This window comes from Bacillus sp. PS237 (assembly GCF_037963345.1).
Lineage (GTDB): Bacteria > Bacillota > Bacilli > Bacillales > Bacillaceae > Bacillus > Bacillus subtilis.
The window spans coordinates 1,306,270-1,327,007 of record NZ_CP150156.1; the positions used below are offsets into that span (position 1 = coordinate 1,306,270).

25 protein-coding genes are annotated in these 20,738 nt (G+C 44.8%); all 25 read left to right on the forward strand.

The features are described from left to right. Nucleotides 1–7 precede the first annotated feature (7 nt). The 25 genes from xtmA to NST22_RS06930 all read left to right on the forward strand — a co-directional run bounded on the left by xtmA (nt 8) and on the right by NST22_RS06930 (nt 20,707). The gene (gene xtmA / locus NST22_RS06810; RefSeq protein WP_003244697.1) at nt 8–805 is read left to right on the forward strand and encodes a phage terminase small subunit; all 798 of its coding nucleotides are present in this window, start codon (nt 8–10) and stop codon (nt 803–805) included. Continuing rightward, nucleotides 802–2,103 carry a PBSX family phage terminase large subunit gene (locus NST22_RS06815; RefSeq protein WP_003245584.1) on the forward strand — a complete coding sequence of 434 codons (1,302 nt, stop codon included), beginning with the start codon at nt 802–804 and terminating at the stop codon, nt 2,101–2,103. The genes xtmA and NST22_RS06815 overlap by 4 nt, the downstream gene beginning before the upstream one ends. 3 nt (nt 2,104–2,106) lie before the next feature. Beyond that, nucleotides 2,107–3,594, forward strand: a complete 1,488-nt coding sequence (locus tag NST22_RS06820) for a phage portal protein (protein ID WP_003245427.1) — start codon at nt 2,107–2,109, stop codon at nt 3,592–3,594. A 19-nt stretch (nt 3,595–3,613) separates the two neighbouring features. After that, nucleotides 3,614–4,441: an XkdF-like putative serine protease domain-containing protein gene (locus NST22_RS06825; protein WP_003245836.1), complete on the forward strand. Its 828-nt coding sequence runs from the start codon at nt 3,614–3,616 to the stop codon at nt 4,439–4,441. 25 nt (nt 4,442–4,466) lie between these two features. Continuing rightward, a complete protein-coding gene (locus NST22_RS06830; RefSeq protein WP_003232690.1) occupies nt 4,467–5,402 on the forward strand; it encodes a phage major capsid protein in 936 nt (311 codons plus the stop codon). A 21-nt stretch (nt 5,403–5,423) separates the two neighbouring features. After that, nucleotides 5,424–5,807 carry a DUF3199 family protein gene (locus tag NST22_RS06835; protein ID WP_003245011.1) on the forward strand — a complete coding sequence of 128 codons (384 nt, stop codon included), beginning with the start codon at nt 5,424–5,426 and terminating at the stop codon, nt 5,805–5,807. Continuing rightward, nucleotides 5,804–6,160: a YqbH/XkdH family protein gene (locus NST22_RS06840; protein ID WP_009967053.1), complete on the forward strand. Its 357-nt coding sequence runs from the start codon at nt 5,804–5,806 to the stop codon at nt 6,158–6,160. The genes NST22_RS06835 and NST22_RS06840 overlap by 4 nt, the downstream gene beginning before the upstream one ends. Then, the gene (locus tag NST22_RS06845) at nt 6,157–6,642 is read left to right on the forward strand and encodes an HK97 gp10 family phage protein (protein WP_003245226.1); all 486 of its coding nucleotides are present in this window, start codon (nt 6,157–6,159) and stop codon (nt 6,640–6,642) included. The genes NST22_RS06840 and NST22_RS06845 overlap by 4 nt, the downstream gene beginning before the upstream one ends. Before the next feature lie 12 nt (nt 6,643–6,654). After that, nucleotides 6,655–7,095, forward strand: coding sequence for a phage-like element PBSX protein XkdJ (locus NST22_RS06850; RefSeq protein ID WP_003232680.1), 441 nt, complete (start codon nt 6,655–6,657; stop codon nt 7,093–7,095). Between the two features lie 3 nt (nt 7,096–7,098). After that, a complete protein-coding gene (locus tag NST22_RS06855; protein WP_003232679.1) occupies nt 7,099–7,317 on the forward strand; it encodes a hypothetical protein in 219 nt (72 codons plus the stop codon). Then, nucleotides 7,314–8,714, forward strand: a complete 1,401-nt coding sequence (locus NST22_RS06860) for a phage tail sheath family protein (RefSeq protein ID WP_003245369.1) — start codon at nt 7,314–7,316, stop codon at nt 8,712–8,714. Before NST22_RS06855 ends, NST22_RS06860 begins: the two co-directional genes overlap by 4 nt. A gap of 1 nt (nt 8,715) precedes the next feature. Continuing rightward, nucleotides 8,716–9,159, forward strand: coding sequence for a phage tail tube protein (locus NST22_RS06865; protein ID WP_003232677.1), 444 nt, complete (start codon nt 8,716–8,718; stop codon nt 9,157–9,159). A 91-nt stretch (nt 9,160–9,250) separates the two neighbouring features. Continuing rightward, the gene (locus NST22_RS06870; RefSeq protein WP_003232676.1) at nt 9,251–9,697 is read left to right on the forward strand and encodes a phage-like element PBSX protein XkdN; all 447 of its coding nucleotides are present in this window, start codon (nt 9,251–9,253) and stop codon (nt 9,695–9,697) included. 29 nt (nt 9,698–9,726) lie between these two features. Further along, on the forward strand, nt 9,727–9,876 hold the full coding sequence (locus NST22_RS06875) for a hypothetical protein (RefSeq protein WP_003239113.1): 150 nt from the start codon (nt 9,727–9,729) through the stop codon (nt 9,874–9,876). 1 nt (nt 9,877) lies between these two features. Continuing rightward, on the forward strand, nt 9,878–13,876 hold the full coding sequence (locus tag NST22_RS06880) for a transglycosylase SLT domain-containing protein (protein ID WP_010886493.1): 3,999 nt from the start codon (nt 9,878–9,880) through the stop codon (nt 13,874–13,876). Then, on the forward strand, nt 13,869–14,528 hold the full coding sequence (locus NST22_RS06885) for a LysM peptidoglycan-binding domain-containing protein (RefSeq protein WP_003232674.1): 660 nt from the start codon (nt 13,869–13,871) through the stop codon (nt 14,526–14,528). Before NST22_RS06880 ends, NST22_RS06885 begins: the two co-directional genes overlap by 8 nt. Before the next feature lie 15 nt (nt 14,529–14,543). After that, nucleotides 14,544–15,521: a phage-like element PBSX protein XkdQ gene (locus tag NST22_RS06890; protein WP_003245730.1), complete on the forward strand. Its 978-nt coding sequence runs from the start codon at nt 14,544–14,546 to the stop codon at nt 15,519–15,521. Next, nucleotides 15,521–15,787, forward strand: coding sequence for a DUF2577 family protein (locus NST22_RS06895; protein WP_003244812.1), 267 nt, complete (start codon nt 15,521–15,523; stop codon nt 15,785–15,787). Before NST22_RS06890 ends, NST22_RS06895 begins: the two co-directional genes overlap by 1 nt. Nucleotides 15,788–15,843: 56 nt before the next feature. Continuing rightward, nucleotides 15,844–16,269 (forward strand): DUF2634 domain-containing protein, encoded by a 426-nt coding sequence (locus NST22_RS06900; protein ID WP_003232671.1) that lies wholly within the window; start codon nt 15,844–15,846, stop codon nt 16,267–16,269. Next, the gene (locus tag NST22_RS06905) at nt 16,262–17,308 is read left to right on the forward strand and encodes a baseplate J/gp47 family protein (RefSeq protein ID WP_003232669.1); all 1,047 of its coding nucleotides are present in this window, start codon (nt 16,262–16,264) and stop codon (nt 17,306–17,308) included. Before NST22_RS06900 ends, NST22_RS06905 begins: the two co-directional genes overlap by 8 nt. Next, entirely contained in the window at nt 17,292–17,870 is a 579-nt protein-coding gene (locus tag NST22_RS06910) for a YmfQ family protein (RefSeq protein ID WP_003244743.1), read from the forward strand. The genes NST22_RS06905 and NST22_RS06910 overlap by 17 nt, the downstream gene beginning before the upstream one ends. Beyond that, entirely contained in the window at nt 17,867–18,139 is a 273-nt protein-coding gene (locus NST22_RS06915) for a hypothetical protein (protein WP_003232665.1), read from the forward strand. Before NST22_RS06910 ends, NST22_RS06915 begins: the two co-directional genes overlap by 4 nt. 2 nt (nt 18,140–18,141) lie before the next feature. Then, nucleotides 18,142–20,205 (forward strand): phage-like element PBSX protein XkdV, encoded by a 2,064-nt coding sequence (locus tag NST22_RS06920; RefSeq protein WP_003244681.1) that lies wholly within the window; start codon nt 18,142–18,144, stop codon nt 20,203–20,205. A gap of 11 nt (nt 20,206–20,216) precedes the next feature. Next, on the forward strand, nt 20,217–20,546 hold the full coding sequence (locus NST22_RS06925; protein WP_003232660.1) for an XkdW family protein: 330 nt from the start codon (nt 20,217–20,219) through the stop codon (nt 20,544–20,546). Next, nucleotides 20,543–20,707 (forward strand): XkdX family protein, encoded by a 165-nt coding sequence (locus NST22_RS06930; RefSeq protein ID WP_003232658.1) that lies wholly within the window; start codon nt 20,543–20,545, stop codon nt 20,705–20,707. Before NST22_RS06925 ends, NST22_RS06930 begins: the two co-directional genes overlap by 4 nt. The last annotated feature ends 31 nt before the right edge of the window (nt 20,708–20,738 follow it).

Below are 20,738 nucleotides of genomic sequence, written 5' to 3' on the forward strand. Positions count from 1 at the left end.
CAGTAGCATGAAAACACAACAGCGCGAACAAGCATTAGCAATCTATCAACAACATCAAGGAAAGATCACAAATCGGGCGATTGCGGACACAATCGGTGTTTCCGCGAAAACAATCGGCATCTGGAAAAAACAAGACAAATGGAAAGAGGCGCTGTTTTCTGCGTCCAAAAACGAACAAAAACAGCGCCCTATAAACAACGATGAATTAAATGAACGCCAGCGGCTGTTTTGCCTGTATTACGTCAAAAGCTTCAATGCCACACAGTCAGCAATCAAAGCGGGCTATTCTCCGGACAGCGCTCATGTGACGGGCAGCCGACTCTTAAAAAACGAAAAGGTCGCTGCTGAAATTAGACGCATTAAAAAAGAAATGGTCAATGAAATGTTTATTGAAGCGATGGATGTGCTGCAGGTTTATATCAAGATCGCGTTTGCGGATATTACGGACTATGTGACCTTTGGAAAAAAAGAGGTCCAGGCTGTCGGGAAATCGGGTCCGCTGTTTGATGAAGATGATAATCCGATTATGAAGGAAATCAGCTTTGTCGATGTCAAAGACTCCGGGCTCGTTGATGGCACCATTGTAACGGAAGCAAAGCTTGGGAAAGAAGGCATTGCCATCAAGCTTGCAGATAAAATGAAGGCGCTTGAGAAGCTATCCTTATATTTTGATTTGTTTCCAGATCAATTTAAACAAAAAATTGAAAATGAGAAATTGAAGCTTGCCAAACAAAAAGCGGAGAAAACAGATGACAGCCAGGAGCCGATTGAAATTATGATCAAACGAAAAGAGCGCAAGTCATGATTGTAAAAGAAATCAACCCTCATTTCGAAGATTACGTGTTCAATTGGGAGCAGACGTACCAGTTTCTTGTCGGCGGCTACGGCTCATCCAAAAGCTATCATACCGCATTGAAAATCGTGCTAAAGCTGCTGAAGGAAAAACGGACGGCCCTTGTGATCCGGGAGGTGTTCGATACCCATCGGGATTCGACCTTCGCCTTGTTTCAAGAGGTGATCGAAGAGCTCGGTCTCACAAAGGCCGTGGCATCTCTTTCTTCCCCGCTGCAGCTGCGATTTCACAATGGCAGCCGGATCATGTTCAAAGGAATGGACAATCCGGCAAAATTAAAATCGGTTCATAACATTTCATTAATATGGATTGAAGAGTGCTCAGAGGTGAAGTATGAGGGGTTCAAGGAGTTAATCGGACGTCTTCGCCATCCTGAGCTAAAGCTTCATATGATCTGTACCACCAATCCCGTCGGCACCTCCAATTGGACGTATAGGCATTTTTTTCGGGATGAACGCAAGAAACGGTTTGTGCTGGATGACAGCGAACTTTACGAAAAGCGGACGATTGTAAAGGGAGATACGTATTACCATCATTCCACCGCTAACGACAATCTTTTTCTCCCGGAAAGCTATGTGAAACAGCTTGACGGACTCAAAGAGTATGATCCCGACCTGTACCGGATTGCCCGAAAAGGACGATTCGGCGTCAACGGGATCAGGGTGCTGCCGCAGTTCGAGGTACTCCCGCATGATCAAGTGAAAAAATGTATCGCAGCCATCAGCAAACCAATCTTTCGTACAGGTATGGATTTTGGATTCGAGGAATCCTATAATGCCGTCGTCCGGCTTGCTGTAGATCCTGAAAAAAAATACCTCTACATTTATTGGGAGTATTATCAAAATAAAATGACAGATGATAGGACGGCTGAGGAGCTGCGTGAGTTTATTGAGACACAGGAATTGATCAAAGCCGACTCGGCTGAGCCGAAAAGCATTCAATATTTCCGCCAGCAGGGCTTTCGGATGGTTGGAGCCAGAAAGTTTCCCGGCTCCAGGCTTCAATATACCAAAAAGGTAAAACGGTTCAAAAAAATCTTCTGTTCGGACCGCTGTGAAAATGTCATCTATGAGCTCGAGACACTTACGTATGCCAAAGATAAAAACGGAGCTCTGATTGAGGATGAATTCACGATTGACCCGCATACGCTTTCTGCCATTTGGTATGCGCTTGATGATTATGAGGTTGCTGATATGAAAGAGACAGCACACAAACGAATGCGGCCGAACCGAGAAAGGAGGAGGTCATAAATCATGCACAACCAAACAGTCAGAGCAACTGTATTTAAAGCCAATGCCGCGGCTCCTCAGACAAAGCAAATCTATGAAGATGACTTTTCTGAGCTGTACGGAGAGGACATTATTGCTCCGCCCTATAATATCATCGAGCTCAAAACCATTGCCGAATACTCGACCATTCTTCAGCAATGCATTGATGCGTACAGAGTGAATATTACAGGCTTTGGATTCGATGTTGAGTACACATTTGATGTCAACGCAAGTGATGTCGATCAGGCAAAAAAGAAAAGAGCGGAAAAAGACTGGGCCAGACTCGAAGCCTTTTATAAATGTCTTCACTTTGATGAATCAGCTGAAATGATTTTAGGCTATGCCATCGAAGACAGAGAAAAAACAGGCAACGGATTTATGGAAGTGCTTCGCGACGGGGCGGGAAAACCTGCCGGCATCGAATATTTAGATGTGAAATATATGCGTGTATGCGGAGCAGGCGAGCCTGTAGAGGTTTCATTTGTATATGAAGAAAACGGGAAAATGAAAAGGATCAAAAGGCAAAAACGCTTCCGAAAATATGTGCAGATGATCAATGGAAAGAAAGTATTTTTTAAAGAATACGGCGATCCGCGAAAAATGGATATTCGCACAGGTGAATATGTAAACACATTGGCAGAGAAGTATCAAGCAAATGAAGCCATTCACCTCAAAATCGGAAGCGGCGTATACGGTGTACCCCGCTGGATCGGCAATATTGTCAATTTATACGGGGCCCGAAAAGCAGAAGAGCTCAATTTTATGTATTTTAAGCAGGGGCGTCACGTCCCCGCTGCGATTACAGTGGAAAACGGGATGCTGTCTGAAGCTTCTTACCGGGAGCTGCAGGAATACATGAATGATCTTGAAGGCGTGGAGAACGCCCATAAATTTCTCCTGATCGAAGCGGAAGGAATCGCAAAAGAAAAGGATCTCCACGGAGGCGAGGATATTACGCCGGTTTCCGTGGAAATCAAATCTTTGGCTGAAATTCTCCAAAACGACGCCTTGTTTCTTGAATACGATGAAAAAAGCAGAAATAAGCTGCGTTCCGCGTTCCGTCTCCCCCCGCTGTATACAGGCGAGGCCCAGGAATACAACCGGGCGACAGCGGATACTGCTAGAAAAATTACGGAGGAGCAGGTTTTTCAGCCGGAGCGAAAAACTCTCGTGAATAAACTGAACACGCTGCTTTTGCCGGAGCTGAATATCCATGACGTCAGGCTGACATTAAAAGGACCGGACTTTCGTGATCCGCTTGAGATTGCGAAGGTGCTCGGTCCTTTTATTACAGCCGGAGCAGTCTCGCCGAATGATTTACGCGACCTTGCCGGACGGGTGCTTGGCAAAACACTTGAGGAGTGGCCGGAGGACATTTATAAACGGCCTGCAGGACAGGATGCGGAAAAGACAAACCTGGCTGCGCTCATGCAGGAGCTGAAAGAAAGCATCGAAGATATCAAAACGTCCTGAAGGGAGGTGAATCAAGCAGGTGGCGCGAGAATTAAGAAATGCCAAAATCAGCTTTGTCAGTTATGTGGACAAGGCGGCTAACCAGACAGAATTTTTCTTTACGAAGTCAGCCGAACCTCCGTCATTTGAAAAAAAGGTTCGGCTGTTTACAAAAAGTGAGCAGGATGAACAAAAGCTCGTGTACGGAATCGTGTATGAGCCTGATGTTCCTGATGCCCACGGCGATTTTATGACCGCCGAGGAAATTGAAAAAGCGGCGCACGGTTTTCTCGCGGAGGCACGGGAGATTGATATCAATCACAGCTTTGAGGGCGGAACCGGCGTCGTGGTCGAGTCCTATGTGGCGCCCGATGATTTTATGATCGGATCAAAGCGGATTACAAAGGGCTCATGGGTACTCGTGACAAGAGCGTCTGACGAGGTGTGGGAACAGATTAAGGCTGGAATTATCACCGGCTACAGCATGGCTGGCACTGCAGATGTGTATGAAGAAGAACCGGTCGAAAAAGCAGGGTTCTTTAGTGTATTCAAGCAAATGCTTGCTGACAAAACAGGGAAGGAGACTGAAGAAATGAGAAAAGAAGACATGAAAGAATCATTCGAGCATGCGCTTTACCCTCTGCTCAAACGGCTTGAGCGGATTGAAAAAAACACAGACACGGAGGAAAAGCCGGAGCAGACGGGTGATGACGAGCGTCTGAAAAAGCTCGTTGAAGACATGCTTGCCCCGCTGATCGAACGCATCGAGGCTTTGGAAAAAGCGCGAGGCGCGTCTAAGCAGACAGCGGACGATACGGGCGGCAATACAGAGCAAGTCAAAAAATCAATCTGGAGCGGACTGCTGTAAAACCAGTCAAGGAGGAGGAAATCAATTGAGAAATCAAGAGATCATTCGGAAAGCGGAAATGTCGCTTTCTGCTTTAAAAAGCGGCGGGCTTATGAACCCTGCGCAAGCATCGGCTTTTATCCGCATGGTGCAAAACACGCCGACCATTTTCAGTGAATCCCGCGTGATTCAAATGGAAAACGATTCGCAAAAATTTGAAAAAATCGGCTTCGGCCAGCGTATTCTGCGGGCTGCGCAAGAAGGAAAAGCACTGTCAAACGACGAGCTGACAGTTCCAACGACAAGCACTGTCCAGCTGAACACGAAGGAAGTCATTGCGGAAATCAACATTACGTATGACACACTTGAAAACAATATTGAAAAAGACGGCCTGCAGCAGACAATCATGCAAATTTTAGCAGAGCGCGCAGCAGTTGATATTGAAGAGCTGATCGTTAACGGCGATACAGCATCAGCTGATCCGTATCTGGCACAGCTGGACGGCATCCGTAAACAGGCGGTTTCCCATATCGTTGACATGAACGGTGAAGAACTGTCCAGAGCGACATTCAAGAAGGGCTTAAAGGCAGTTCCGCCGAAATATTTGCGCATCCCTCAGGAATTCAGATTCTATACGTCTCACGGCTTAGAAGTTGAATGGAAGGACCGCGTGGCAGACCGCCAGACAAACCTTGGGGACCAAGCTGTTCAGGGCGGCTTGTCAACAGCATTCGGCGTACCGGTCAAAGGGGTATCCAATATTCAGCCGTACACAGTCGGTGAGGGAGACGCGCAATATGACGCTTCTGATATCATTCTCACACATCCGAAAAATATCATTCTCGGCTTCTCCCGCAATATCCGAATTGAAGTCGACAAAGACATCCGCTCCCGTAAATTCATTATTGTCTTAACGGCCAAGCTGGACAGCAAGTTCGAGGAAGAGGATGCCTGCGCGAAATTAATTAACGTAAAAGAATAATAGAAACGAGGTGGTCAGCTCATGCTCATTGAACCGACTGACGTAGCTTCCTATTCGGTCTATGATCGGGTGAAAAACAGGCCGGAAGAGCTGCTGGCGCAGGATATCATCGAGGCGGAAGCAGAAGCGGCTCTCATCACGGGCCACCGCTTTGAAGACAGCTTGTATGATCCGCTGCCCGGCAAGGTGAAGTTGGCTTTAGTAAAGCTTGCCCAGTATTTTGCGCTTGTCAACAGCGATGAATCTGCCTCATCAAGCTATCAGTATGAGAAAATGGGGGATTATTCCTACACGGTTTCCGGAGAAGGCAGGATTCAGCGGCCTGAGGTGTATCATTTGCTCGAAGAGTTTATTAAGCCGGGCTACGTCCCTGAATCCTCCAGACTGAAGGTGAGATCTTTATGAGCTACAGGCAGATGCTCATTCACCGCTGCGATATTTATCATGAAGCAGCGCAAGCGCCGTCTGCAGGCCGATTTGGGATTCCGGCAGACAGGCTGCAGCCGGTGATTTCATATCCGGATACACCCGATGAACAAGATGTCCCTTGTTATTTTACCGAAAAAACACAGCAGCTGATTCAGGAGGAGCCGGATCAAACTGTATATCATAGCTTTCTCGTCCATTTTCCGTTGTCAGCGGACATCCGCGTGAACGATAAAATCATTTGGGAGAATCATAAATATATACTAAAGCTGCCGAAAAGGATCAGACATCATCATTGGGAGGTCGTCGCAGTCAGGGATGAAAGCCTATGAAAATAGCGGGATTGAAACAGCTGAACACGGCATTAAAAGAAGCGGCTTCAGGCGGTTTTTCCAGACAGGCGTCCCGGTGGCTTGAGGAGTGCGGGCAAGATTTTCTAGAGATCGTCCAATCTGAACTCATCAGCACACAAACGATTGATACAGAAAAACTGCTCAGTTCCTTTGAGAAAGGCGCAGAGGACAATCTCTGGATTGTGCAAAGCGGCGGGCTTTCGCTTGAGGTGGGGACACAGCTTGATTACGCCTCATTTCTTAATGACGGCCATTGGACGTCAAAACAAGATGTGAGATGGGTGCCGGGGCGTTTTCAAGGCTCACGGTTTATTTATGATCCAGCGGCTTCAACGGGAATGGCGCTCAAGAGAAAATGGATACCGGGCACGGGCTACTGGGATCATGCACTGCTTTTATATGAACAGCTGTTTGAAAAATCGCTGGAAAGCAAACTGCGCCAGTGGCTGAAGAAGCTGTAAAGGAGGAGCAGGATGAACAGTGAAACAGGATCGATCATGGCGTTTTTGTACAGCCGGTGGTCTGTTCCCATTTATGAACGCGAGCTTCCTGATCACTTTCAGGTGCCGTCGTTATATGTCCCGCCACCATCTGTTTTCGAGGAAACAGATACGGTCTCCACATTTAAAAAAACCTACAGTCTCAATGTGAAACTGTTTCATCTGGACTCCGTTCAGGCGCTGGATGAAGCGGACAGGCTCGCGGATGCCATCAGAGAAGCGAGAAATATGATTCCGCTGCTGAGTGAATCCGGCGAGAAGACGGGGGATATGGTTCGCATCTCCCAAATCGAGACAAGGGTAGGGGACAGGGGCGAGGCGGCCATGGTGATCAGGTGGAGCAGCAGATATTATTATCACAAAACAGAACAGCCTGTCTTACAGGATATCGACATGAACAGCGGGGTGAAATAAACGGTGTCAAAGGACAAACAACAGAAGAAGGCTGTACATACAAAGAGCCGGGAAGCTCTATTTGATACAGCGGATTTGATTAAGCACGCGAAGGAACTGTTCGGCGTTAAGCCGGATATTCTTCAGGGGGCTTTATTTGGCGTGGATCAACCACGTATGACGAAATCAGAAGCCAACCAATTGATTCAAACATTTCTAACCAAGGAGGTCATGTCATCATGAATGGCGGAACATTTACAACAGGCAAAGAAAAAGAACGTGCAGGCATTTATTTTAACTTTAAAACGACGGCACAGGAGCGGGTATCACTCAGTGAACGGGGAACAGTCGCACTTCCGGTCGCCTCAAGCTGGGGCGAAGCGAAAACGTTCGTCTCCATTTCCAGCGTTGAAGACCTAAACAAAAAAGTGGGCCTCAGCATTGATGACCCGTCTTTATTGCTGCTGCGTGAAGCGAAGAAAAATGCGAAAACGGTATTGATGTACCGTCTAACCGAAGGTGTCCGAGCGTCTGCTGATATTGCTGAAGGCGTCAAAGCAACTGCAGTATATGGCGGAACAAAAGGAAATGACATTATCATCCGCATCAATCAAAATGTGCTGGATGCTAATTCTTTCGATGTGACAACATATATGGACGAATCAGAGGTTGATAAACAGACTGTCAAAAAGGCTGAAGAATTAACAGCTAACGGCTATGTCACTTTTACCGGAACAGGCGATCTTTCTTCAACGATTCCTCTCACTGGATCAGAAGGAGACACTGCAGCTGAGACGCTGAATGCATCCGCGGGCATCCGTTTATCCGGCGGTACGGATAAAGCCCCTGTCAACTCCGACTATACAGATTTCTTAGCCGCGGCTGAAACGGAGAGCTTTGATGTGATTGCGCTGCCTGTTGCAGAAGGTGACCAGTTGAAAGCGACGTTTGCTGCTTTCATTAAACGCCTGCGCGACGGCCAAGGACAAAAAGTGCAAGGCGTCACAGCCAATTATGCCGGTGATTATGAAGGCATCATCAACGTAACCGAGGGTGTGCTGCTTGAAGATGGCACGGAAGTTACACCGGACAAAGCAACAGCTTGGGTAGCTGGAGCGAGTGCAGGAGCAACCTTTAACCAATCACTTACATTTGTAGAGTACGAAGGCGCAGTTGATGTGTTACACCGCCTTGACCACGATACGATTGTTGAACGTCTGGGTAAAGGTGAATTTTTATTCACATTCGACGCCCGTGATAAATCCGTCAGCGTAGAAAAGGATATTAACTCACTCGTGACGTTCACAGCTGAGAAAAACAAGAAATTTGCGAAGAACAAAATCGTTCGTGTCCTGGATGCTGTGAATAATGATTTAACACGCGAGCTGAAAGCCTTAATTAAATCAAGAAAAGGCAGCGGAAGCGATATCCCGGCATCTGAAGACGGACTGCAGTATGTAAAAACGATGATCACACAATACATGACAACGCTTCAGGACGCAGGCGGCATCACTGGCTTTGATTCCGATGAAGATATCACAATTTCAATGAATGAAGATCGTGACGGCTTCTTGATTGACCTGGCTGTACAGCCTGTCGACGCAGCAGAAAAATTCTACTTTAATGTGGAGGTAAACTAATATGGCATTAAAAGCACAAAACACAATCTCAGGAAAAGAAGGCCGTTTATTCCTCGATGGTGAGGAAATGGCACACATCAAAACTTTTGAAGCAAACGTCGAGAAAAACAAGTCTGAAGTCAACATTATGGGCCGCCGCATGACAGGCCATAAAACAACAGGGGCAAATGGAACAGGGACCGCGACGTTCTACAAAGTCACATCAAAATTCGTGCTATTGATGATGGACTATGTCAAAAAAGGCAGCGACCCTTATTTCACGCTCCAAGCTGTGCTGGATGATCAATCCTCCGGCCGGGGCACAGAGCGAGTCACGCTGTACGACGTCAACTTTGACTCTGCCAAAATCGCAAGCCTTGATGTCGATTCAGAAGCGTTAGAGGAAGAAGTTCCATTTACATTCGAAGACTTCGACGTCCCTGAAAAGCTATCTGACACGTTTTAATCAAAGCTGAATCAGCCCATACGCAGACCTTTCTCAGAAAGGTCTGTTTTTTAAAGATGAAACCAAACAATAGACAAGGGAGTTTTTTTACATGAGCGAGAAGAACGAAAACGTATATGATCTTTCCTTTTTTATGCCGGGAAAAACAATTGAAGCTGAGGAAATCAAAGTGCCGATCTCAAAGCGTTTTGTTGATAAAAAAGGGAATGTCATTCCGTTTATTTTAAAACCAATTACTACTGAACGGATTGATGAATTAGAGAAAGAAAACACCACATTTAAAAATGTGAAAGGCCGCGGCCGTGTCAAAGATTTAGACTCCCAGCGCTTTTATGCGAGAATTGCCATCGAATCTACTATTTATCCTGATTTTCGTTCAAAAGATTTAAGGGAAGCATACAAAACTGCGGATCCGGTAGAAGTTGCCAAACGTGTATTATCTGTTGGGGGAGAGTATGCGAACTGGCTGAATAAAGCAATTGAAATCAATGGTTTTGAAGATGATCTTGAAGATCTAGAAGAAGAAGCAAAAAACTAGTAAAGGATGGCGATAAGGAAGCTGTGTATTTGTACTATGCAATGCATGAGCTTCATTACTCGCCATCCCAACTTCTTGAATTATATGAAGCACCAAAACATTTTAAAGCTCTTTTATTTGGGTTGATAGGTTATAAGCTAGATCTATTAGAAAAAGAATCAAGGAGAGGAGGGAACTAATATCGCAAAATTAACAGCCCGTTTTGATCTCGAAGACAAGGTATCTAAAAAACTAAAACGGATACATAAAGGATTCCAAGAGGTCGAAAAAAAAGTCAAAACCATTAATCGGCAAATCAAAATCAGTATCAGAGCGGAAGATCAGGCATTTTACCGGCTGAGAAAAATAAACGACTATATCATTTTGAAATTCGCGAAATCGCTTGAAATTAAAGTTGTACTTGATGACCAAGTCACTTCAAAGCTTGATGCAATTGAAAGAAAACTTAAACGGCTGCCGAAAGAAACGAAGCTGACTGTCTCTTTGGTAGATCGGACAGCAGCTGCGTATAAAAAAATAAAGAAGATGCTTTCTAATCAAAAGCTATCATTCCTTTTGATTCCAGATGACAAGGTTACTTCTACAGTTAAAAGGATTATCGGTTATATTAAGAAAAATTTGAAAAACGGATACACAGTAAAACTAAAGGTCATCGATGAAATCACCAAAACAGTTAATCGATTAACAGCCCTTCTAAGGAAATTTGAAAAAACCTATTATGTAAAAGTGGTTGTTAAGACAAAAATATCAGACAAAATCAATAAAAAAGAAAGCCTGATTAACAAAGAAACTTCTAAGAAAGAATCAGACAAATCCTCAGATAAAGGCTCTGATAAAAACTCAGATCAAAAACCTGGATGGGTCGGAAAAATAAAAGGCTGGCTGAAGGATTGGTGGACAAAATCAGCTTGGCCTTGGATCAAAGATACGCTCAATGAAATAGGCAAAGCTTTTTTGGATCGTTTCAAAGAGAGATTGATAGAAAAGCTGAAAAATGATGTGTTTGATAAGATCATTGATAAAATTCTAGGACCACAAAAAAAGGACGATTCTGGTGAAAATTCTGACACAGATAAAAAAGTCCTTAACCGTAATACAGGAGGAAATTGTTGCTGTGACTGCTGTGAAGGCGGTATCAGCCCGGGCACTAAAAATAAAAAAACCTATAGAAAAAAGAAAAGTCCCACAAAGGCTCCAAACAGAACACTCAAGGTTCCTGGAGAGGTGATAAGAAGACGCCAGAGCGGCACACCTGCTGAAAGTGCACCTAGGACCTCGGGTTCCAAGTTAAAGAACTGGCTTGGAGGCTTAAAATCGCTAGGGAAGGATTCATCTAAACTAGGTAAAGCGTTCAGAGGAATGGGAAAGGCTGTTCCATACGTAGGATCTGCTTTAGCAGTGTTTGATTTAGCTGGAATCAATAAAGATAATGCTGGCGAAAAGGTTGGTTCAATTGGAGGACGTATTGCCGGAGCGGAAGCTGGTGCAACAGCCGGAGCGGAAGCTGGTGCAACGATTGGATCTTTCGTTGGTCCGGAAGGTACAGCAATCGGCGGCGCAATCGGCGGAATTGGCGGCGGGTTAGTAGGCGGAATCGGCGGCGAAGAAGCAGGTAAGAACATTGGTAAGATGTTTGATACTTCTAAGTTAAAGGAGAGCATAAGCAATTCACTATTTAACAAAGAGTGGTGGAGTGGAAAATGGAACTCCATTTCTGATACTGCCAATGGGGCTATTACTTGGATTGAAGATACATGGAGTAAAGTTTCAACTTGGTTTGACCAGTATGTGTTTACACCTATATATAATGTTGCTGTACCTGTAATTAATTTTATAGTAGGATTGTTTGCCTATGCCTGGGATGGCATATTGGCAGTATGGAACATTGTCTACCCGTGGTTTAAGGATAACGTGTGGGATCCAATAAGCGGAGCAGTTACTAATGTTGCTACAACGATATGGACTGGATTGTGCAACGCCTGGACGGTTATTTCAGGCATATGGTCTACTGTTTCAACATGGTTTATGGACAATGTGTGGAATCCTGTAAGTGAAGCCGTAACCACTGCGGCAACATGGATTTGGAGTAAGATCAATGATGCATGGACAATAATTTCCAATATTTGGACAGGAGTATCGAATTGGTTTTATGATAATGTATGGAACCCGATCGTCAAAAAAGTAGAAGATATTAAAACTTCAATAAAAGAAAAATTCGATGATGCAAGGAAATTTTTTGAGGATGCATGGGATGGAATTGAAACTTGGTTTAATGAACATGTGAAAGATCCATTGGTTAAAGTATCAGAGAAAATTGCTGAGAAATTTCAATGGCTATTCGATTTAAAAGATTCAGTTGGTGGTTTCGTTGCAAAAGTAATACACAGGGGGGAAGAAGTTACTCACCTCAAGAAAAAACCAATCAAAAAGGATTCGAAAGAGAAAAAAACTAGTTCCAAACCAACTACTAATAACATTTTTGCTCAATCTCCATCAAATAATAATATGACTGTTTTTCAACAAGCACTAGATCAGAACGCCACAGGCGGCTACATCACCAAACCAACCATCTCGTGGATCGGTGAAGCCGGCAAGGAATTCGTTATCCCGGTTGATAACAACCGAGGCCGGGGGAAGATGCTTCTTTCACAAGCGGCGTCTAAGCTGGGTATGCAAGTTGTAGACGACATGGGCGCAGCTTCGTCTTCTGGCGGAAGTCCAGCATCTGTTTCAGGAGGAGCAGCTGTCAGTCCTCTATCAGGCACAGCCTCCCCAGTAATGAACACTGCAAATCTTACAGGCCAAGCGTCCACACTCGGACAGCAATTTTCAGAAGGCTTTGGTAAAGGCATCAGCGATCAGCCGGTCAAAATGGAAGACTGGAAAAAGAAAAACATCAATACACCATTTACACAAATGATTTCTGCTTCACCAAATTACGGTAAACAAATGGTAAGTGGGTATGCCAAGGGCCAAAGCGGCACTGCAACCGGAACAGACGGCTTTTTGCAATCAAAAGTTAAAACGCCGTTCCAAGCCACTGTGAGCAAATCGTCTTCATGGGGCACAGGAACGGTCAAAGGCTTTGCGCAAGGACAAAATTCAACCCAAACAGGGACTGCACAGTATGTGAGTACACATGTTGACAAACCGTTCCTGCGTTCAAAAGACACATCGAACAGCTGGGGCTCCGGTTTGATTGGAAACTTTGTGACAGGCATGAATTCTAAATCCAGTGAAGTAAAACAAGCAGCAAAGGATATGGCCAAGAGAGTGGAGCAGGCTTTCCGTGAAGAATTAGATATCCATTCACCTTCTCGAGTCATGATGAGCTTGGGGCGTTTTGCCTCTGTCGGTGTTGTAAAAGGACTGGATTCTGTCGATGTGAAAAAATACGCAGAAAAACAAGCCGGTTCATTGGCAGCTGCTTATTCCGGAATGGGTGCAGTAGGGGGAAATGTGAAACAGTGGCTTATGGCAGCAATAATGGCCACAAAGACACCATTGAGCTGGCTCTCGGGATTAATGACGATTGCACAGTATGAATCAGGGGGCAACCCGAACTCTATTAACCTGTGGGATAGCAACGCGAAGGCGGGAAATCCATCACAAGGACTCATGCAGACAGTTCCAACCACATTTAATGCTCATAAAGCACCGGGCATGGGTAACATTAGAAATCCGATTCACAACGCTGCTGCCGCGATCGGCTATATCAAAAGCAGATACGGCTCAATTGATAATGTACCTGGCATTAAAAGCCTGAAACGTGGCGGTCCTTATGTCGGTTATGCAAACGGCGGGCTGATCACGAAAGAACAAATTGCCCGTGTCGGTGAAGGAAACAAGCGGGAATGGATCATCCCAGAGGAACGGGGCATCCGCGGTCGCTACCTTCTTCAGAGAGCGGCACAGGCTCTTGGTATGGAAGTGACAGATCCGTCTCAATCCCAGCAGTCTGAGCTTTCTTCAGGACAAGTTTCAGCTGTTACCTCGGCTAGCCGGCCGACTGCAGCGGTTTCTGGATCAAAAGAGATTTATATTCAATTTAACGGTGACCAGCACTTCCATAATGGACAAGACGCCGAAAGCCTAGCGGCGAAGATCAAGCAGGCGCTTATAGATGAACTGCAAAAGGATATCAATATTGGAACGAAGGGAGTCGTTGCATTTGACTAAATCCGTATATGAATTTTGGATTTCACAAGGGAAGGACAAGCTGCGGCTCCCCGTTCTTCCCGACCAGCTGAGTATTTCAAATACAGTTCAGAATGAGACGGTTAAAGTAGCCAAGTTCGGTGACCTTACATTTATTGACGAGCAGGGAGCGAAAGAAATTTCGTTCTCTTCTTTTTTTCCGAAGAAATACAGTCCGATAGCAGAATATCAAAACTTCCCGTCGCCGGAAAATGCGATAACAAAAATTGAAAAATGGATGAAGGCCAAAAAACCGGTTCAGTTTTTGATTACGGGAACTAAAGTGAATTTAACATGCAGTATTGAAGGTTTTTCCTATAGCGAAGGCCAGCAGGATATAGGTGATCGTTCCTTTGATATTCAATTAAAAGAATACAAAACCGCTTCCCCGCGGAAAATCAAGCAGAAGAAAAAAACAAAGGCAAAACGTCCGTCGAAGGCTGCGCCGAAGACGTACACAGTGAAAAAGGGAGACACGCTATGGGACATTGCAGGCAGATTTTACGGGAACAGCACCCAATGGCGCAAAATTTGGAATGCCAATAAAACAGCAATGATCAAACGAAGCAAACGGAACATCAGGCAGCCGGGCCACTGGATTTTTCCCGGCCAAAAATTAAAGATACCGCAATGAAACAGGTGATGTATGATGATAGAACTGTTCGTCATTAAAGACACAGAGTGGCTTGAGCTGGTTGCAGAAAGCGTATCGCTTGAAGGCCATCGTTATCAGGCGCCGCGTTCCATTGAAGCAACCATCGTCACCAAGCAGGGCGACCAGACGTATTACAGTGTCTCAGAAGGAGATACGGTCTTGTTTAAATGGAAGGGAAAAGAGCTGTTTCGGGGCATTGTTTTTGCAAGAACCCCGGACGAGCATACGCTTGCCTTCAGCGCTTATGACATGCTGCAGTACCTGGTCAAAAACCAGGATATGTACGTGTTTTCCAATCAGCGGGCCGACCAGATCATCAGAAGGATTGCGAGTGACTTCCAGATACCGACAACCTCGATCGCAAACACAGGCCATACGATCAAAAGTCTTGTCATTAAAAATGATACGACATTGTATGACATCATATTAAAAGCGCTGAAACAGACGAAAAGCCAGACAGGACGACATTACCAGCTGTATTCGGAAAAAGGAAAGCTCGGCCTGCGCGCTTGGCCAGATCCGTCAGAGGTATGGGTGCTTGAAACGGGCGTCAATATCACGGGCTACCAATACAGCACTTCTATAAACGACACTGCTACTCGGGTGGTGCTTCGCCGGCAGAAGGACAATAAGACATATAAAGCCTCTGCCAAGGACAGTTCAGGCTTAAATAAATACGGTGTGCTTCAATATACGGAAACGGTCACAGATGACATCAACCAGGCACAGCTTCAGCAGCGGGCAGATGTACGCCTTGCTGAAAAAAAGGGCGTGAAAAAAGAACTGAAAAATATTCAGGCAGTGGGCATCCCAGAAGTGCAGAGCGGCTTGCCTGTCTATATTTCGATTCCGGAGGCCGGCATCAAGAAAACCTATTGGGTAGATACGGACCGGCATGAATTTAAAGGAACGAAACATACGATGACGATCGATGTTGTCGAAAAGAATACGATGCCGGAAGGAGTTTCCTGATGAGATTAAGTGAGGCTATAAAACATTTGGCAGTCGGCGCAGTTGACGCTGAGTCTCCGGTAGAACTGCTCCCGGCTGAAGTCGTTTCGGTTTCTCCTGTGGAAATCAAATTAAAAGAAAACAGCAAACTGATCATACCGGAAGACGCCATCATTATCCCAAAACGAATGCAGTCCGGAGGAGACGATGCACTCGAGCCGGGGGATCGCCTCATGACCGCGGCTCTGACTGGCGGGCAATCGTTTTTTATTTTAGATAAGGTATAGACAAACCGCTTCAGTACGAAGGGGTTTTTATTTAGCATGTAAAAGGAGTGGGCAACATGGCCCTGACACCAGAAGTGGAGTTTGAAGATATTGAAGTTGAGAGCGAAGTCATTGAAACCTCGCAAACGTACAAAATAGATTTTGAAAACGGAAGAATTACGAATGAGCTGATTACCGGGCTTGAAGCGATCAGGCAGTTCGTGTATATCGCCTTACAGACAGAACGCTATGCATATTCCATATACAGCCATAATGTCGGAAACGAGCTTCAGGACGTGCTGACAGATCATGAGACGACTGATGCGTATAAAAAGATGGAGATTCCGAGACTGATAGAAGAGGCGCTGGTTTATGATGACCGGATATCTGCTGTAACAGATTTTGAGATTGAAAAACAAGGCGACGCGTTTCATGTGTCCTTCGTGGTGGAGACGGATGAAGGAACGCTTGAGATTGAGGAGGTGATTGGCGAAGATGTTTGAAGATCAGACTTTTGAAGCGATTATGGAGCGTATGCTGAACAGCATTTCCGCAGATATTGACACAAGAGAAGGCAGCGTCATTTATAATGCGTTAGCCCCGGCGGCGGCCGAGCTTGCGAAGTCTTATATATGGCTGGATACTGTGCTTGAGCTAGTTTTTTCTGATACCGCACAAGGCGAATTTTTAGACAGGCGTGCAGCGGAAGCGGGAATTGAACGGACAGCCGCGACAAAGGCGGTCAGAGCGGGAGAGTTTACATCTGGAGTTACTATTCCTGTCGGCTCCCGCTTTTACGTGGATAATCTTTATTTTCAATATACGGCAGACGGGACGCTCATCTGTGAAACACCTGGTGAAGCGGGAAACGCCAATCTGACCGGACGCAATTTACTGTCATTGGATACCATTCCCGGTTTAGAAACGGCCATTGTCAAAGAAATCCTGATTCCGGGGCGCGAGGAAGAGGGAGATGACAGCTTGCGAGAACGGTATTTTACAAGGGTTCGGCGTGAGGCCGTCAGTGCCAATAAAATGCATTATAAAGAGTGGGCTGAGGAAGTGGACGGTGTGGGAAAGGCAAAGATCTTCCCGCTTTGGAACGGTGAAGGCACGGTCAAAATTGTCGTCACCAATGCGAATCTTGAGCCCGCTTCTCCTATTTTAATTCAAAAAGTGAAAGATTATATCGACCCTGAACCAGGACAGGGAGAGGGACAGGCGCCAATCGGAGCCGTTGTCACGGTGGAAAGCGCGGTCTGGAAGGAAGTTGAGATTTCTGCCGAAGTGCTGCCTGAGATCAATCACTCAATTGATGAAGTGAAGTCGGAAATTGAGGAAGGCGTTTTAAACCTCTTTAAAAAAATGGCGTTTGAAGACAACGTTATCCGCCTTTCTCAAATTAACAATATCGTCTATAATTCACCATCAGTCAGTGACTACTCCAATATTCAAATCAACGGCACGTCTGAAAATCTGGTGCTGAGCGACGTGGAAATTCCTAAGCTTGGGCAGGTGAAGATCATTGAGCAAACAAGATGACATGCGAGCTTATCTGCCGCCGTTTCTCACCAGCCTTAAAGAAATGGCCGAGCTGCTGAAAGCGGAAGCGCCTGAGTTTGATAAACAAAATGACAGCATATTTGATCTGACGGATCAGTTATTCGTACCGACGGCGACTTGGGGGCTCAGCCGCTGGGAAAAAATTTTAAACGTCCCGCGGGAATCAGGCGACACTGATGAGATCAGACGATTGCGGCTCATTTCCAAAATGTCGAACATCCCGCCAATCACATACAGGGCCATTGAGCAGGCGGTAAACCGTTTCTTGAAAAACCCGTCTGCACAGGTCCGCCTGCTTCCCGGCGAATACCGATTTAACGTCGATATCAATGTTGATGACCTCCAGCACATGAATGAGCTGATCGAAGCGATAGAAAACATGAAACCCGCTCATTTGGCGTATACGCTCAGAGGCGGATTGAATGAGACGCTGCGAATCAAAGATACAGTCATCCTGAATCACCGCAGATACCGAACAGCCAGTGAGCTCAAGGTCGGTTATTCTGTCACTCTTAACAACAATGAGGTGGTTTTAACTTGATTTCAACCATATACAGAGAACGCACAGCGGCTGATCTAAAAAGCAGAATCGATCACGTGCTGCTCAACGGCCAAAAAACAGAAATAGTAGAGCTCGCCATTGACGGTGCGACAGTCACCGTTCTGACAAAACGTGAGGAAGACATCAAGCATATTGAAACGGTACAAATTTTTGACGAGCTGGGCAATGTGATCACAGAGAGAAAGACTGACCTGGACGTCAGCGAAAACAGAACACTCGATTTCAGATTTACTTTTGAGGTGGTGTAAACATGGCATACGAAGAAAAAACAGACTGGCTTCCGGACGACCCAATCAACGAAGATGACGTCAACCGCTGGGAAAAAGGAATAAAAGACGCCCACACCGACCTGGCTGCCCACAAAAACGACATGAACAACCCCCACAACACAACAAAGGCGCAAATCGGGCTGGGGAATGTGGATAATGTGCAGCAGGCTTCAAAGACGGAATTTAATGAACATAATCATGATTCAACCCGGCATATTACATCAGTAGAACGTGATGAATGGAATGCGAAGGAAACACCTGCCGGAGCCCAGTATAAGGCAGATCAAGCTGAAGCAAACGCCAAAGCATATACAGACAATTTTGCTGCACGAAGAGATAATCCTAACCAAGTAACAAAAGCACAGGTTGGACTTGGGAATGTCGAAAATGTGAAACAAGCCTCACTAGCAGATTTTGATGCTCATTTAAGCAATTCTAAAGTTCATGTATCTGAAGGGGAAAGAAACAAATGGAATGCTGCCCAACTAATTAAACTTACTGGAGACGACGGTAAAAGAATACAACTCCAAGACGGTACAGATATTCTTACATTATCTTCTGGATTTTATTGTGCAGTTGGTCAGTCAGTTGTAAACAACCCGGTGGAAGGCGATGCAGCTTGGTATAACTACGATATTGTAGAAGGCGGTTCAGGAAGGAAAACAATAGTAGCTTACCAAAGTTGGGGAAGTATGATGTGGATTGGAATGGTTCACACTGATGGAGAATTTAGAGGATGGAAACAAATTGCAACAACAGATTTTATAGATAGAGTTCAAACAGAATTAGATCTTCATGAAAATGATAAAACTAATCCTCATTCAGTTACTAAACAACAAGTGGGTCTCGGAAATGTTGAGAATGTTAAGCAGGAGACACCTGATGGTGCGCAAAAAAAAGCTGATACTGCTTTAAACCAATCAAAAGATTATACTAACAGCACGGCCTTTATTACTAGACCATTAAATTCAATAACCGATGCAAATGATTTAAATCTTCCGCCTGGCACTTATCGTTTAGACACTAATTACATGAATGCAAATCCAGTTTTGCAAAATCAATTTCCATTAAATGATAACAGAACAGGTTTATTAATTATCTACCCCTCTGCAAATAAATGGGCTACACGTCAAGATTGGTTTAGCATCTCTACGAAAACACTTTATACAAGGGTAGCAGTTAATGGTACTGATTATTCAGGGTGGTATATATTAGAGAATTCGGAAGGTTCACAAAATAAAGCGGATAAAGCTTTAGCTGATGCTAAAAACTATGTTGAAACAAATTATACAAATCAAAAGTTAACTGTTCTAACAGGATCAAATGCAATCCAAGATGCGAGAATAAGCGGAAATGATTACAAATACGGAATCACTTTTATGGACATAGGGGCCAATAACACTACAGGATACCCGCTCACTTATGGATTTGTAAAAAATGAAAAGCATAGTAATTATCGCTTTACTCAGTATTTCTATGGAAATGCAGACACAACTAGTGGAAGTTATGATCATGTAGGGACTTGGATCCGCCATTGGTGGGCAGATTCAGGCTGGACTGCGTGGCAAAAGATATCAGGGTTTGCTCACGCTAATATTGGGACTACTGGGCGTCAAGCCCTTATTAAAGGAGAAAATAACAAAATTAAATATAACCGTATTATAAAAGATAGCCATAAATTGTTTGATACAAAAAACAATAGGTTTGTAGCCAGTCATGCAGGAATGCATTTAGTCAGTGCTAGTTTATATATAGAAAATACTGAGCGATACTCCAATTTTGAATTATATGTTTATGTAAACGGCACAAAGTATAAATTAATGAATCAATTTAGAATGCCTACCCCTTCCAATAACAGTGATAATGAGTTTAATGCAACTGTTACTGGATCTGTTACAGTTCCGCTTGATGCAGGAGATTATGTTGAAATTTATGTTTATGTTGGTTATTCCGGGGATGTAACACGATATGTTACAGATTCGAATGGAGCTCTCAATTATTTTGATGTTCTGGAGCTTGGCGGAAGAAATTACCCGAGAGTTTAGGAGGTACCTTTATGATCTTATATGATGCCATTATGTACAAGTATCCAAACGCAGTATCGAGAAAGGATTTTGAATTGCGTAATGACGGGAACGGTTCATACATTGAGAAATGGAATCTCCGGGCGCCGTTGCCGACTCAGGCAGAACTCGAAACCTGGTGGGAAGAGCTGCAAAAAAATCCGCCGTACGAGCCGCCTGATCAGGTGGAGCTTCTCGCTCAAGAATTGTCACAGGAAAAGCTGGCACGCAAGCAGCTTGAAGAGCTGAACAAAACATTAGGGAACGAGTTGTCAGATATAAAGCTATCATTACTTTCCTTGAAAGGAGATTATGCTGAATGAATTATTGGGTGCTTGCCCTCTATTATGAGTGGGCGACAACGGATATGGTGAAACAGGCTTTAGCATATGAAGACTGTTCAATTCAGGATCTGGCAGAGGGTGTGAACAAAAAGCTGATCACAGCTGACCAGTATAAAGAAATTACCGGTAAAGCCATGTAAGGCTTTTTTATTTTGCCTGTTTTTAGATCAA